We start from the raw sequence: 13996 nt of genomic DNA on the forward strand, positions 1-13996 counted from the left end.
TTGTCGCAAACAGTTCCTCTGCCAAAACGCTCACGCTTATGATGAGTGATTTGATAACAAAGGTGATGAGACACAAAAAACGCCCCAAAAGTGGATTCATTTTGAGGCGTTGTTTTTTGAGGCACTGTATTTTGAGACGTAGCTAGGGCCAGTTTTCTAGACTGTTTGCTGCTCTGGCGTATCGGCGCCGACAATCGCAGCGTGACGCTCCTTTTCTACCACAAAAGTAATGATGGCGATGAGTCGATAAAATCCGTGAACAAACTTACCGTAGGGCATGGTTAAAAATAGCGTCAGAACGATGCCTAGGTGAAGAGTCAGTGTGATACCGACCCAGTCGGTGTCACGGACTAACATCAGACCAAGCCCCGAGACACTGGTCAGAAGCAGTAGCATCAAGAAGCTGGTGTCCATCCCTTTATTGGTCTTGCCTTTGGTGTCTGCAATCGCTTGGCGCTTTAATGTCATCAGTCCAATTGGGCCAACAATAAGGCCAATGCCACCCAAAACGCCAAACAGCTTAGGCAAGCTAATGTAATCATAAGGTGCGGGTAGCGCGAGTGCGTAGTGCATGACGGTAGCACTTGATGTGGCCGCAAAGCACAACATAAAGCCCCAGAACGTCATTTGATGGAAATAGCGACGTGCCATCGAAGGCTTTTCAGAAGGGTAAGAGCAGCCTTGGCCATTGCCACCATCTAGGTATTTGAGCGTCAGGGCATCTTTGACGCCTTTACCCACGATACGCCAATCAAGTCGCCACGGGGCAGGCAGGCGCATGACTTTCCAGAAGTTAATGATGGACATGGTCATTGCAATCGCAACAAACAGTGCCACTGTGCCGAACACCGCAACAAGGGCATTATGAGAAATGACGCCATAGAACGCATTTTCGTGCGCACTGAAAAAGCTGTCGCCAGTAAAAAATGCAGTAAGTAGTACAAAAGCACTGACCAAAAAGAGCAGCAAGGCGGTGACCCAAAGGCCATTGTTTTTAAACGCGACCCCCATAAAGTTCGGCCAAGCGTATTGGGCATAGGTCTCCTCTCTAAGCTCTGCCATGGCACCCGGTACATTCAATTCAAACTCGTGAGGCTGGGCGTATTGGCAGTTGTGATAGCATGCCCCGCAGTTGTGACAAAGATTAGACAGGTAGTCTAGGTTGTCTGAATTAAACTCCAGTCTCAGCTCCATGGCCTGAAACACGGCGCAATGTCCCTCGCAGTAGCGACACGCATTGCAGATGGTCATCACTCTATCGACTTCTTTTACTTTAATTGTTGATCGCATAATCGGCGGCCTCGCTTCCTGCTATTCGTCCAAATACATTCCCTATGGTCATTCCTATACCGGCTAAATACCCCTGGCCTAATACGTTACCCGCCATAATTTCACCTGCGGCGAAGAGATTGTCAGCCACCTTGCCATCGGACATTTTCATCTGGGCTTTGTCGTTCACTTCGACGCCGAGGTAGGTAAAGGTGATCCCAGGCTTGAGTGAGTAGGCATAAAAGGGTGGGGTGTCGATGGCGCGCGCCCAGTTGGTTTTATTAACTTCAAGCCCCTTGGTATGAACTTGGTCGAGCTCGGTATGGTCAAACTCACCCGGTTGAACTGCTTGATTGAACTGGCTTACCGTGTCAGTAAAGGTCTTAACATCCAACCCGACTTTTTCGGCTAACTCCTCAAGAGAGTTGGCGGTAACCGCAGGAAAAACCGGGGGCATAAAGGAGCCTTTCGCCTTGCTATCGATAATCACGTGGGCAATCTGATCTGGTTGGGCAGCCACAAGTCGGCCCCATATCGCGTAGCGCTTAGGCCAAAAATCCTCACCTTCATCATAAAAGCGCTTGGCGTGCTTATTCACTACGATTCCGAGCGAAACGCAGTCCACTCGGGTACAGATCCCGCCGTCAAATTGTGGGGCTCGACCATCGATAGCCACCGCATGACATTGGTTAGGCTCACCAATCGAATTCACCCCAGAGTTGAGTAGCATTTTTAGTAAGGTGCCTTTGTTGTATGGCGTCCCCCGAATTAGGAAGTTTTCAGCGATGTCCCCCCAAGCCTCTTTGAGCCATTCAACATTGGCTTCAAACCCGCCGGCCGCAGCAACAAAGGTTTTTCCCTTGAGAGTGCGCTCGCCAACAGCAACACTTTGAAACTGGCCATCGGTGATCTCAATGTCGGTGACCATGGCATCATAGTGGATTTCAATCCCGAGCTGCTCTGCATGTCGATACAAGGCGTTGGCTAGCTGTTTGCCTCCACCCATAAAAAAAGCATTGGTGCGGCCGAGATGAAGCGTACCACCAAGAGGAGGTTGAAACTGAACCCCACGCTGCTCAAGCCAATCAACGGCCTCTGTCGAGCGATGCAGGGTTAATCGCGCCAACTCTTCATTGGTTTTGCCTTTGGTAACCCGCATCAGATCTTGCCAATACTCTTCTTCATCATAGGTACCGCTCAAAACCGACATTGGTCCGTCATGCATGGGGCGTAAGTTACGCGTATGTCGCGTGTTACCACCACGATGGGTTTTCGGCGCGCCCTCTAGCACACACACCTTGGCCCCTTTTTCTGCCGCAACAATAGCCGCAACAATCCCGGCCTGACCGCCGCCAGCAACAATCACATCGTAATACTCTTTTGCAAAGCTCATTCGATACTTCCTTGTTCTTGGGTTTTATTGTGTACGATTGTATACAATTGTATATTTAGCTTGAAACTATTCGATTACTGTGTCAAGTTTGCAGTAACAAAATATTTACAACTGAGATCTGGCGCACTGCCAGATGAAGGCCGAGGTCGACATGGCACAAGAGAAAAAACATAATCAATCCCGATCAGAAGTTGCCTATCAAAAGCTATTGCACGCGATCCGTCATGGTGAGCTCACGCCAGGCACGAGAGTTAGAGAGATTGAGATTGCCGAAAAGCTCGGCATCAGCCGAACACCGGTAAGAGACGCCATTCGTCGCTTGGAAAGTGATGGGCTGTTGATCCACATGCCAAGGCAGGGCGCGGTGATCAAACAGCTCGAGCAAAAAGAGGTAGTCGAGCTGTATGAAGTGCGCGAAGTTCTCGAGGGCACAGCGGCGCGTTACGCTGCCAGACATGCCAATGAGATTGAACTTGCAGAGCTAGAAGACCTTAACGACATCATGCTCAGCCACGCCGATGACCCAGTCAAAGTCGCCGAAGCGAACCGCCTGTTTCACCAAGCCTTATACCGAGCGGCAAACAACCGATACTTAGTGGACGCTTTAAACTCGTTATCAAACGCCTTACCTCTGTTAGGCAAGACAACCTTGCAAGTCGATGACCGCACACAAACCGCCTATCAAGAGCACCAAGCCATTATCGATGCAATTCGATTGAGAGATGGGGATAAAGCTGAGCAAGCTGCTAGGTATCATATTCAGCAGTCGCAGAGGATTAGAATGCGGATGCAAAGGGCGGCTCAGGTTGAGTTTAGTTCTCTAGGGTGAGCACAAGCTAGGTTCGTCAGTGATAGGCGAAAGGAAATTGGTTTTACACCACGCCACTTAAGGATGACCATGCAATTTGTTGGTTTTTTAGCATGCTCTGGATAGTTAAGGTAATTTCATTGCTAAACGCACATATGTGAAGTAAAAATTCCCAAAAATTAGAATGTTACAAAGAAATATATATCGACCTTGAAGCACAGAACTCGAGGAAATTTGGGTTATATCTATTGAAAACAGTTTCTTAGCTACTCTACAAACGAAACCGGTGGCTTCATCGGTCGCATTAGCCAACTCCCACTCTATCCGAGTTTTAAGGTGTTGGTCGTCTTTTTTCATTTATACCACCCAAAAAATGAGTGACTTAATTTGCAATAGAGTTTCAAATAAGTGCTGATTCTCCAGCCTTCGTAGACCAACACTCTTGTTTACTCCCATTTTGTCGAAAACCTCATGTAATTCACCATGGAGCCGTACATATACAGTTGCATAAAAGCACTGTGAGTGACTCAAAAAGCCCATAAAACGGGTAACAAGCAAATTAAGTTGATGGTAGTCACGTTTTGTATGTTGACTATAAATTATTGGTTTTAAAATAAAAAATATTGAGATTATATGAAGGTGCTCATGGTGCACAGAATAAATTCTTCGGGGGATAGATGCAGAAATACAGTGTTCTCAGCTTAGATCTAGAAATTACCAAGGATGGGAAATACTGCCAACATATTGGAGCCGTTCTCGAGCGAAATGGTGAAGAGATAGAAACTCTCGATATCAAGCGAGATGATGCTTTGATGCTAGAAAAACTACTTCCCCTGGCCCATAAAGCAGATGTCTTACTGGGCCACAATATTCTAGACCATGATCTCTCTTGGTTGAAACATCGCTTTGGAGATAAAATTAAGGCGTTAGCAGATCTTCCAGTCATCGATACTTTATATTTAAGCCCACTCGCCTTTCCGAAAAACCCGTATCACCGCTTGATCAAAGATTACAAAATAGTCAAAGATAGCTATAACAACCCCGTTGAAGATGCACGCCTTACTCTGGCCGTATTCAAAGATCAAACATCTGAGTTCATCGAGCAATACAAGGCATCTCCCTCGCTGATAGAAACTTACCATGAGCTGTTTAAAATGGATGACAATATGCGAGGTGTTTGCTTATTGTTCGAGAGTATTTTTGCTCGTGAAGTACCTAAAGCTCAGCAAGACATCAAGTCGGGTTTGGCGGCCCCAATGAGTTCAAATAACTTGAGTATCACGATTGGGGAGCTTTGCTCAGACAAATGTTGCCCAAATCAGTACCAAAGCCTTATGAGTATGTCTGCTTCCAACATTGCTTTTGCTTATGTGCTCGCCTGGCTGCAGGTGAGTGGCGGTAACTCGGTTCTTCCACCATGGGTTTGGCGGCGTTTTCCTCAAGTCAAAGTGATTCTCGACCAGTTGCGCAATCGGCATTGCGGAGATGAGAGCTGCCCTTGGTGCGCTGAAAACCATAGCCCTGAACGTTGGCTTGAGCGTTACTTTGGATTTGATAGTTTTCGACCACTTCCAGATAATCGGCCATTGCAAAGACAGATTGTCAAAGCGGGCATGGAGGGGGAGTCAAGCTTAGGTATTTTGCCGACAGGAGGGGGTAAAAGCTTATGTTATCAGCTGCCCGCGTTAGTAAGAAATTGTCGCAATGGCTCACTGACGATAGTGATTTCGCCCCTGCAGTCTTTGATGAAAGATCAGGTTGATGGTTTAAAAAACAAAGTTGGCTTGGAAAATGTTGATGCCGTCTACGGTATGTTAACGATGCCAGAACGTGCTTATGCGTTGGAAAGGATCAGAATGGGCGATACTGCCATTTTGTATTTATCTCCAGAACAACTTAGAAACCGTAATGTTAAGAAAGCCTTGGAGATTCGCCAAATAGGTGCTTGGGTATTCGATGAGGCGCACTGTTTATCTAAGTGGGGGCATGATTTTCGACCGGATTATCAGTACTGCGCTAAAGTCATTAAGCGAATTGCCGACGAGCAGAATACTGCGCCTGCGCCAGTGTTTTGTTTTACAGCGACGGCCAAACTAGATGTGATTGAGGATATTTGTGACCATTTCAATCACCATCTTGATATTGAGTTAACTGAGTTTGATGGTGGTGCGGACCGGACCAATCTTCAGTATGAGGTAATTGAGACTCCTGGACATAGTAAGCTTGAACATATTCTTAACTTGCTAGAACAGTACTTTGCTGACGGCCAAAAAGGTTGCTGCGTCATTTTTTGTGCCACACGTAAACATACACAAGAGCTGTCAGATCTGTTAGAACAACATCAGGAGCTGACGGTTGAAGCCTTTCATGCTGGTCTAGATACAGTTGACAAAGTCTCGATCCTTGAGCGATTTTTGGCAAGTAAAACACGAGTTATCGTTGCGACCAATGCATTTGGTATGGGGATTGATAAAGAGGATGTCCGCTTAGTCATCCATTATGAGATACCTGGCTCGTTAGAAAATTACCTCCAAGAAGCTGGCAGGGCTGGCAGGGATACCCAAGCCGCTAACTGTGTTTTGCTGTTTGACCAGCAAGATATTGAACAGCAGTTCCATATGCTCAAGATGAGCGAAGTCCGTCATAGGGATATTAGCGCGATATTAAAGGAGCTCCGCGGCCGAGCTCGAGTCACGAACGGCACGGTCGTTGCGACGTCAAGAGAGCTGTTAGGCTCGGAGACCAACAGTATTGAGCTTGACGATAAGATGGCCGATACCAAAGTAAAAACCGCCATTGCTTCACTTGAGCGAGCCAACTTACTCTCAAGAGAGGATAATGTAACCAGTGTATTTCAGGGAAAGCCGAAGTACTCAAGTGTCGAGCAAGCAGTGGAGACTATTGAAAAACTTGGCCTCTCATACCCTGCAGCACAACGATGGGAACACATCGCACACGCTTTAATTAATACCGATGCTGACAAGGGCTTAAGCGCTGATGATTTGATGGTCGAGCTCTCACAACTCTACAAAGAGCGGAAAATAGCTTCCGACATTACCCCTGATGTTGTGATGAAAACCCTTTCTCAAATGGCTGATGTTGGATTAGTTAGTAAAGGCTTCCTACTGACCGCCTTTGTCTGCCCAAAGGGGCGCAATAATAGCCTCAGAGCCTTTGAGTTAGCCTGTCGTCTTGAGTTGATGGTGTTATCACATATTCAAGAACTAGCCCCGGACGCGAGTGACGATGGTGTTCAAATCGTTGACCTAAGACAATTAAATACGTGGGCAGAGAAGCACAACCAAAAGAGTTCGACACACCTATTACGACGTATTTTCTCGGAGTGGGCTGAGGATGGAAAAATAAGCCAAAAAAATGGCTCAGTCAGCTTTAAAACAATATCTCAAGATACATTGAGGGTCCAAGTTAACCGGCCTTGGTGCCTGATAAAACAGATCATTGAGCGTCGCCAACTCTATACCCAACGTGTGATCGAGGCTTTGTATTTGCGATTGCCGCCCGAGCAGGCGTCTGCACAAAAATTCATTTTGTGTGAGTTCTCAATTGAAGAGTTAATGCCGCAACTGAAAGAAGATCTGGAAATTACATCTAGCCTCGCTGACAAAACACCTGTTCGCCAGCGAGAAATTTTGGTTGATGGAATTCAACGAGCTCTATTGTTTCTCAATGCACTTGGGGCTATTCGTTTGCAAAATGGAATGGCTGTGTTTAAACAAGCTATGGAGATCAAGGTTTCTCTTGAGAACACGGATCGCTATTTAAAACGGGACTATAAAGATCTCTCACATCACTACGCGCAAAAAATTATACAAGTACATGTCATGCTGGAATACGCCAACGTTGCTCTGCGCAAATTATCCCAAGCTCAAGAGCTCGTAAAAGACTACTTTTCAAAAGAAAGTGAATCGTTTATTGGCCAATATTTCAAAAGTCGAAAGAAGATACTCGAACTTGCCTGTAGCCAGGAAGCATGGAAGCAGATAGTCACTTCGCTCAATAATAAGGCTCAAGAAAATATAGTTACCGCCAAAATTGATAGCAACCAATTGGTTTTAGCGGGCCCAGGTTCAGGAAAAACCAAGGTCATTGTCCATCGAATTGCTTACCTAATGCGGGTCGAGCAGGTGCCAGCAGATAAAATACTTGTGCTCTGCTACAACCACAATGCCGCTGCCAGTTTACACCAGCGTCTTATTGGCCTTATTGGCAAGCCTGCGCGGGTAATCCGTGTCCATACCTTTCATGGCTTAGCCATGCGTCTTGCTGGAATAAGCATTGAGCCAGATAAAGTCGATAACTTGAATTTTGATGATCTGATAACCAATGCCACTTCTTTACTTGAGGGGAAGGAAGTGACGCTGGGGGTAGAAGAGCACGCTCAGCGAACCGCTATCCTTGGCGGGCTTGAGCATGTTCTGGTTGATGAGTATCAAGATATCGATGACAAGCAATATAAAATGTTACTTGCATTGACTGGCAAACACTTAGAAGAAGAGAATGATAAGCTCGCGATTATGGCAGTCGGTGATGATGACCAGTCGATATATGGTTTTCGCGGTGCCAATATCGCGTGTATTCGTAGCTTCGAACGAGATTACTTAGCCACTCGCCATTATCTTACTGCAAACTACCGCTCGACTAAGCATGTGATTGAGAGCTCAAATGCGCTGATCTCACTAAACTCTGACAGAATGAAAGTCGAGCGTGATATTTGCATCGATGAGCGACGAAAAGGACAAGCCGCTGGAGGGGCACTTTCTGTTCTAGATAACTGCTATCGAGGAGAGGTCGTTAACGTTATTTGTGCAAATGCCGAGCAGCAGGCTAATGAGGTGGTGCGGTTCATCAACCATTTCGCAAATGTCGACCCTGAGTTCGACTATCGTCAAGTAGCGGTACTGGCACGTCATGGGATGCAGCGACCGGTGCTGATTAAAGTGCGCAGTGTTTTTGCGAAACACAATATCGCTTGTTGTTATGCGCTTGAAGGAAAAGATGGGATTAGTCTCTATAGGGTCCGAGAGGTCGTCGAATTTTTGAGGAAGCTTGAGGTGAGTGTTCGTGAGCGATTATCACCTGACAACATACGACAGTGGTTACCGGCTACGGAGTTAAGAAACAATTGGCATTGGTATCTTGATGAGTGTATTGATTCTTGGGAGTCACGATTTGGTTCAGGCTTGATTGAAGTACCACGTTACCTTCAATTATTCAAAGAGCAGCTTAGCGAAAATCAACGCCAAACACGATTTGGTGATGGGGTGTTACTCAGTACTGTTCATGGCGTAAAAGGTGAGGAGTTCAAATACGTATTTGTACTTGATGGTGACTGGCAAGCAAGTCGGGATATAGGAACTAGTGAGGATGAACGCAGATTATATTATGTGGCTATGACCCGTGCTGAGAAGCAGTTGGTTCTATTTCAACGCCAAGATTGCGATAACCCTCATATTATCGCAGTGCAAAGTCGAACAGAAGAAAAGGTACTGCACAAAGAATACAGTAATCAAAGTAAGTACTTGGAAAAACTGACTCTATTTTCTGTTTCGGGGCTTCAAAGCCTGGTATTGAGTTATCCATGCTGGCAGGCTGAGAATGCATTGATTCATGAGCGCTTGAGGAGGCTTAATGTAGGTGATCAGGTCAATTTAAAGCTTGAAGCCAATGGCGTATTTATCACCAGCGATGGTATAAAGGTGGCCAAATTATCCCAGAAAGCCACTGAGCACTTCAGCAACTTAAGTCGTCAACATTACACTGCTACCGTTATCGCTATGATCGAACGCCATCATGATCCTGAGAATGAGTATGAGAGGGGTGCAAAAGTTGAAACATGGTGGGTGCCAGTGGTTCAGGTGGAGTCTAATATCGTGCAGTCGATAAACGCCTAATTTGCGCAGAGAATCAGAATAGATCACAAATGAAGAAGAGTTAAATTAGAATTACTGGCTCTTTAGGGTACTTATATTTATTGCCTTCAGTTGTTTATATAAATTTCCGGAACTAATCACTTGGTTATGAAAGTCACATCCTCATTCTACAACGACAATGCAAAAGAGTTATCCGAGCAATACAATGCTCTCGATTTCGAATCGGTACACCAGTCTTGGCAACAATTTTGGCCAGAGTCAGGGGCTAATGTACTTGATATAGGTTCTGGCTCTGGGCGTGATGCTGCTTGGATGAGCCAGCGTGGCTGCGAGGTCATTGCCGTAGAGCCGAGTGAAGCTTTACGTAATATTGGCAGACTAAGTACCGGCGTCGAGGTAACTTGGTTGGATGACTCTTTACCAGCATTGAAAAATGTCCAGAGCTTGGGGATGCGTTTTAATCTTATTTTAGTCAGTGCGGTTTGGATGCATTTAGTCCCATCATCCCGTCGACGTGCGTTTAGAAAACTTGCAAATTTGCTAGCACCGAATGGGAAGTTAGTTATTAGTTTGCGCCATGGAGAGTTTCCTGATGGACGCAAAGCATATGCTGTCTCTGCTGATGAGCTTAAAACACTAGCAAAAGATCATGCTCTTCATGTTCAGAAGGTGTCAGATAGTGCAGACGTTCTTAATAGGTCAGATGTTGCATGGCAGACGGTAGTAATTAGTCTGCCTGACGATGGCACCGGTAATCTGAATACTGTTCGCAGGATTATCGTCAATGACAGCAAGTCAGCGACATATAAGCTTGCTTTATTAAGAACGCTTTTACGTATTGCTGATGCCCATCCCGGCGCCGTGCTCGACCGAAGTGATGGAAAGGTCGCGCTTCCTGCGGGTTTAATTGCTTTGTATTGGGTTCGACAGTTCAAGCGTTTAATCGACATTAATATTAACGGAACCGGAATTCAACAGAGTGCCAACTCAGAAAAAGGCCTAGGTTTTGTAAAAGCAGACGGGTGGGATAAGCTCAAACATCTCAGCGCAGATGATTATTCGATTGGAGCGCTCTTTGTCGGGGAAGAAGCCATTGCATTGCAAAAATTGCTTAGCCAGACGTTAGCTACCATCAAAGCGGGACCAGTCACTTATATCTATCAAGGCGAAAGACACAATCGATTGTTTGATTTGCAATCACCAGCCAAGCGCAGGAAGCGTTTGAGCACGGTAATATTGGACAATGACTTATTCTCTAGCTTCGGTCAGTTTGTTCTCGATGAGCGGCTTTGGGACTGTTTTCGACTTTACCATTCTTGGATTGAGCCTCTGGTAGTCAATCAATGGATTAAGGAGATGCAGCGCTTCGAACTGAATAGGGCACGTGATATAAAGCTTCAGACCTATTACGATTGCCTGGTTTGGATAGACCCTACGCGTGATACGAGGGAAGTTCGCACACGAGTTGGTGAATTGAGAGCAAATGGGATGGAGATAAATAGTGTTTGGAGTAATACGCAGCTAACCAGCCAGTTCGATGTAGATCATTGTCTTCCCTTTGCTCATTGGCCAAATAATGACAAGTGGAATTTGCTGCCAGCCACCACGGATGAAAACCGGCGTAAGAGTGACCGAGTCCCCAGGGCTAAGCGCCTTCACGAATCAAGAGCAAGAATCCTAGATTGGTGGCAGATGGCCTGGGGGAGTGACTCCCATTATCAGCAGAGGTTTTTTATCGAGGCAACACTCTCATTACCCAACTTAACAGCAGATTGTGATGACTTTGAGCAAGTGTTCGAGGCACTAGGTTTGCAAATACGAGGGGTAAAGAGCCGCTTACTTGTTTCTGAGTGGTGAGGAAATACTTTATGTTAATTGGTTCGGTCGTTGAGGGTCTCAGGTTAAGTAACTAGTGGTATAGATAGTGCTTAGTTTGGAGAATGAATAATTCCCCCTTATTGTCGTCTTTTGACTAATGAAACATTTGGGAGCAGAAGTAGGGTAGTCGGCTTTATATAGCGTAAGGTTTCTGTGTGCAAAAGCCCTAATTTGATAGCAGCGCCAAATACAACAAAGCCCGCTAAAAAGCGGGCTTTGTCATTGTTCTATAAGAACGAATATGGTGGATCCGGGCGAACTCGAATCGCCGACCCCCGCCATGTCAAGGCGGTACTCTAACCAACTGAGCTACGGATCCAGAATGTTGTTCCTGAATGACTATGCAACAAGAAGTGGTGGGTCCGGGCGAACTCGAATCGCCGACCCCTACCATGTCAAGGTAGTACTCTAACCAACTGAGCTACGGACCCACATTTTCTTGCGTTCAACTACTTAATAAGTAGTAGGAAATGGTGCGTCCGAGTGAACTCGAATCACCGACCCCCACCATGTCAAGGTGGTGCTCTAACCAACTGAGCTACGGACGCATTTCCTTGGGAACGAGATGAATATTAGCGATTGCTTGGGGGAGGCGCAAGTACAAAATTGCTTTTTTATGACTGTTTGCTTTGATTGTGAGCAAAGTGATGATTTTGTACGCTTTAGTGAGTAAAAAGGGCCGCTTTTGCGGCCCATTTAGATTTGAATTACTGTGATTACAGCACTTTACACGCAAAGCCTTTGAGGTAAAAACCTTCTGGGTAGGCGGTATCGGTCGGGTGATCGGCTGCTTGCTCAAAACGTTCAACAAATTTTACTGAGCGACCGGCATCGACTGCTGCATCAGCGATGATTTTTTGGAACAAGTTTTGGTCCATCAAGCCAGAGCAAGAGTAGGTCAGCAGTGTGCCGCCTGGTTTTAGGATTTGCATCGCCAGCATGTTGATGTCTTTGTAGCCGCGGCATGCACCGTTAAGCTGCGCCTTGGTGTCGGCGAACTTTGGTGGGTCCATCACGACAACATCAAATTTCGTGCCTTGGTCGCGGTATTCACGCAGTAGTTTGAAAACGTCTGCGTTAAGGAATACTGCGCGTTTCTTCGAGATGTCGAAACCGTTTTCGATGGCGTTCTGCTTGGCTTTATCCAGTGCTGGCTGTGAGACATCGGCGTTGATCACGCGCGCCGCGCCACCTTTCAATGCATAGAGGCCAAAACCACCGGTGTACGAGAAGCAGTTCAGTACTTCTTTGTCTTTGACGTACTTCATTGATTGCTGACGGCTATCGCGTTGGTCTAGGTAAAAACCGGTTTTGTGACCGTTTTGGATATCGACGCCAATCTTGATGCCATTTTCTTCAATCCATACGTTCTCTGGCGGCATGTCGCCGTGAAGTACGCCAGTGACTTCTTCAAGGCCTTCTTTTTTGCGGATTGCAACATCAGAGCGCTCATAGATATTGCACTCTGGGAAGACGCTTAGTAGTGCTTTGACTAGGGTATCGCGATGCAGGTCCGCACCGGCGCTGAGAAGCTGACACACTAGGTAGTTGTCGAACTTATCGATGGTAATACCCGGCAGGCCATCGTTTTCTGCCGCGATCAGGCGAAAACCGGTTAGGCCGTCGCGCTCAATCACATCTTCACGTAGAACCAGCGCATCACGAATGCGCTTCTCGAAGAAGCTCTGATCGATGGTGGTTTTCTCAAATGACCATACGCGCGCACGGATCTGCGAGTTTGGTGAGTACGCGGCTTTTGCCAGCCATTGACCCTTGTGGCTATACACATCAACCGTGTCGCCAAGTTGTGGTTCACCTTCGACGCGTTCGATGCCGCGCGAGAAGATCCATGGGTGACGGCGTTGCAGTGATTTTTCACGACCACGGGTAAGATAGATGGCTGGTTTCATAAATGAGCTCGTATCCAAACAGATGAGAAATGGGGCGTTATTTTGTATAAAGCGTAGAACAAAAGCAACAATTGCGAGTTAAGTTGCGAAAAATGAATGAGTAAGCGAAGTTTTTCTAGTCGTTCTACACTTATAGCCAAGTCATTATCGCCGCAAGCAAGGAGAGTAGGATGTCGCTAGTATCGAGAAAATTCATTGTATCTGGCCATGTACAGGGGGTGGGCTTTCGCTATCACACTTGCCATGAGGGGCTGAAACTGGGGTTGAATGGTTATGCTCGAAATCTGGCGGATGGCAATGTCGAGGTGATGGCGACCGGTGATGACGGCGCTGTGGAGCAGCTCGAGGTTTGGTTGAGCGACGGGCCAAGAACCGCGAGTGTTGATTCTGTGGTCAGTGAGCCTGTTGCTCTAGTAGAAATGCGCGGATTTGAGATCCAGTAATTGGAGACGGCCAGCGCAGCGGCTAGCCGTCGATGTTTACGGGCAAGGTTTTTTTACAAGCACTTAGCCGGTTTTGGTAAGCCGGCGAGCTTAGTTGCTTGCTTAGCAGGGCCTTGTTTAAACAGCTTGAACAGGTACTTGCTGTTGCCTTTTTCTGGGCCGTATTTCTTTTCCATCGCCTTAACCAGCATGCGCACAGCAGGGGATGTGTTGAACTCTTCATAAAAGGCGCGCACGAAGTGCACCACTTCAAGGTGGGCTTCAGTGAGCTCAATGCCTTCCATTTCTGCCAGGGTCTCGATCATCTCTGGCTCCCAATCTTTGTGATTTAGAAGGTAGCCCTGAGCATCGGTTTCGATTGATTTGTCTTTGTATACGAACATAGTCAGTTGCAGTGTTTGTGT

General features: G+C 46.5%; 8 protein-coding genes and 3 tRNA genes. 4 read left to right on the top strand and 7 right to left on the bottom strand.

Annotation, left to right across the window (positions count from 1 at the left end; translation table 11 throughout):
* Positions 1-156: 156 nt before the first annotated feature.
* Together tcuB and tcuA are read right to left on the bottom strand one after the other, a co-directional pair.
* On the bottom strand, positions 157-1290 hold the full coding sequence (tcuB, locus tag ACSTTG_RS14185; RefSeq protein ID WP_438475294.1) for a tricarballylate utilization 4Fe-4S protein TcuB: 1134 nt from the start codon (positions 1288-1290) through the stop codon (positions 157-159).
* Positions 1274-2662 carry an FAD-dependent tricarballylate dehydrogenase TcuA gene (gene tcuA / locus ACSTTG_RS14190; RefSeq protein ID WP_438475295.1) on the bottom strand — a complete coding sequence of 463 codons (1389 nt, stop codon included), beginning with the start codon at positions 2660-2662 and terminating at the stop codon, positions 1274-1276. The genes tcuB and tcuA overlap by 17 nt, the downstream gene beginning before the upstream one ends.
* Before the next feature lie 133 nt (positions 2663-2795).
* Here tcuA and ACSTTG_RS14195 point away from each other — a divergent pair, with 133 nt between their 5' ends.
* The 3 genes from ACSTTG_RS14195 (at position 2796) to ACSTTG_RS14205 (ending at position 11218) form a co-directional block, all read left to right on the top strand.
* Positions 2796-3491 carry a GntR family transcriptional regulator gene (locus ACSTTG_RS14195; protein ID WP_438459393.1) on the top strand — a complete coding sequence of 232 codons (696 nt, stop codon included), beginning with the start codon at positions 2796-2798 and terminating at the stop codon, positions 3489-3491.
* 656 nt (positions 3492-4147) lie between these two features.
* Entirely contained in the window at positions 4148-9382 is a 5235-nt protein-coding gene (locus ACSTTG_RS14200; RefSeq protein WP_438475296.1) for a RecQ family ATP-dependent DNA helicase, read from the top strand.
* A 126-nt stretch (positions 9383-9508) separates the two neighbouring features.
* Positions 9509-11218: a class I SAM-dependent methyltransferase gene (locus ACSTTG_RS14205; protein ID WP_438475297.1), complete on the top strand. Its 1710-nt coding sequence runs from the start codon at positions 9509-9511 to the stop codon at positions 11216-11218.
* A 263-nt stretch (positions 11219-11481) separates the two neighbouring features.
* On the opposite strand, the gene ACSTTG_RS14210 is transcribed toward ACSTTG_RS14205, so the two are convergent.
* The 4 genes from ACSTTG_RS14210 to ACSTTG_RS14225 form a co-directional block, all read right to left on the bottom strand.
* Positions 11482-11558, bottom strand: a tRNA-Val gene (locus ACSTTG_RS14210).
* A gap of 35 nt (positions 11559-11593) precedes the next feature.
* Positions 11594-11670, bottom strand: a tRNA-Val gene (locus ACSTTG_RS14215).
* Between the two features lie 40 nt (positions 11671-11710).
* Positions 11711-11787 (bottom strand) — tRNA-Val (locus ACSTTG_RS14220).
* 168 nt (positions 11788-11955) lie between these two features.
* Positions 11956-13149: a class I SAM-dependent methyltransferase gene (locus ACSTTG_RS14225; protein ID WP_438475298.1), complete on the bottom strand. Its 1194-nt coding sequence runs from the start codon at positions 13147-13149 to the stop codon at positions 11956-11958.
* A 170-nt stretch (positions 13150-13319) separates the two neighbouring features.
* On the opposite strand from ACSTTG_RS14225, the gene yccX reads away from it, so the two are divergent.
* A complete protein-coding gene (gene yccX / locus ACSTTG_RS14230) occupies positions 13320-13592 on the top strand; it encodes an acylphosphatase (RefSeq protein WP_438459390.1) in 273 nt (90 codons plus the stop codon).
* A 53-nt stretch (positions 13593-13645) separates the two neighbouring features.
* Here the strand turns inward: yccX and ACSTTG_RS14235 are convergent, their stop codons facing one another.
* Positions 13646-13975, bottom strand: coding sequence for a TusE/DsrC/DsvC family sulfur relay protein (locus ACSTTG_RS14235; protein WP_438459389.1), 330 nt, complete (start codon positions 13973-13975; stop codon positions 13646-13648).
* Positions 13976-13996 lie beyond the last annotated feature (21 nt).

The organism is Vibrio glycogenivorans, assembly GCF_051660965.1.
Lineage (GTDB): Bacteria > Pseudomonadota > Gammaproteobacteria > Enterobacterales > Vibrionaceae > Vibrio.

Coding starts and splice junctions, on each gene's coding strand:
- ACSTTG_RS14205 (WP_438475297.1), top strand. CDS start 9,509: ATGAAAGTCACATCCTCATTCTACAACGACAATGCAAAAGAGTTATCC.
- ACSTTG_RS14235 (WP_438459389.1), bottom strand. CDS start 13,975: ATGTTCGTATACAAAGACAAATCAATCGAAACCGATGCTCAGGGCTAC.
- ACSTTG_RS14200 (WP_438475296.1), top strand. CDS start 4,148: ATGCAGAAATACAGTGTTCTCAGCTTAGATCTAGAAATTACCAAGGAT.
- tcuB (WP_438475294.1), bottom strand. CDS start 1,290: ATGCGATCAACAATTAAAGTAAAAGAAGTCGATAGAGTGATGACCATC.
- yccX (WP_438459390.1), top strand. CDS start 13,320: ATGTCGCTAGTATCGAGAAAATTCATTGTATCTGGCCATGTACAGGGG.
- ACSTTG_RS14225 (WP_438475298.1), bottom strand. CDS start 13,149: ATGAAACCAGCCATCTATCTTACCCGTGGTCGTGAAAAATCACTGCAA.
- tcuA (WP_438475295.1), bottom strand. CDS start 2,662: ATGAGCTTTGCAAAAGAGTATTACGATGTGATTGTTGCTGGCGGCGGT.
- ACSTTG_RS14195 (WP_438459393.1), top strand. CDS start 2,796: ATGAAGGCCGAGGTCGACATGGCACAAGAGAAAAAACATAATCAATCC.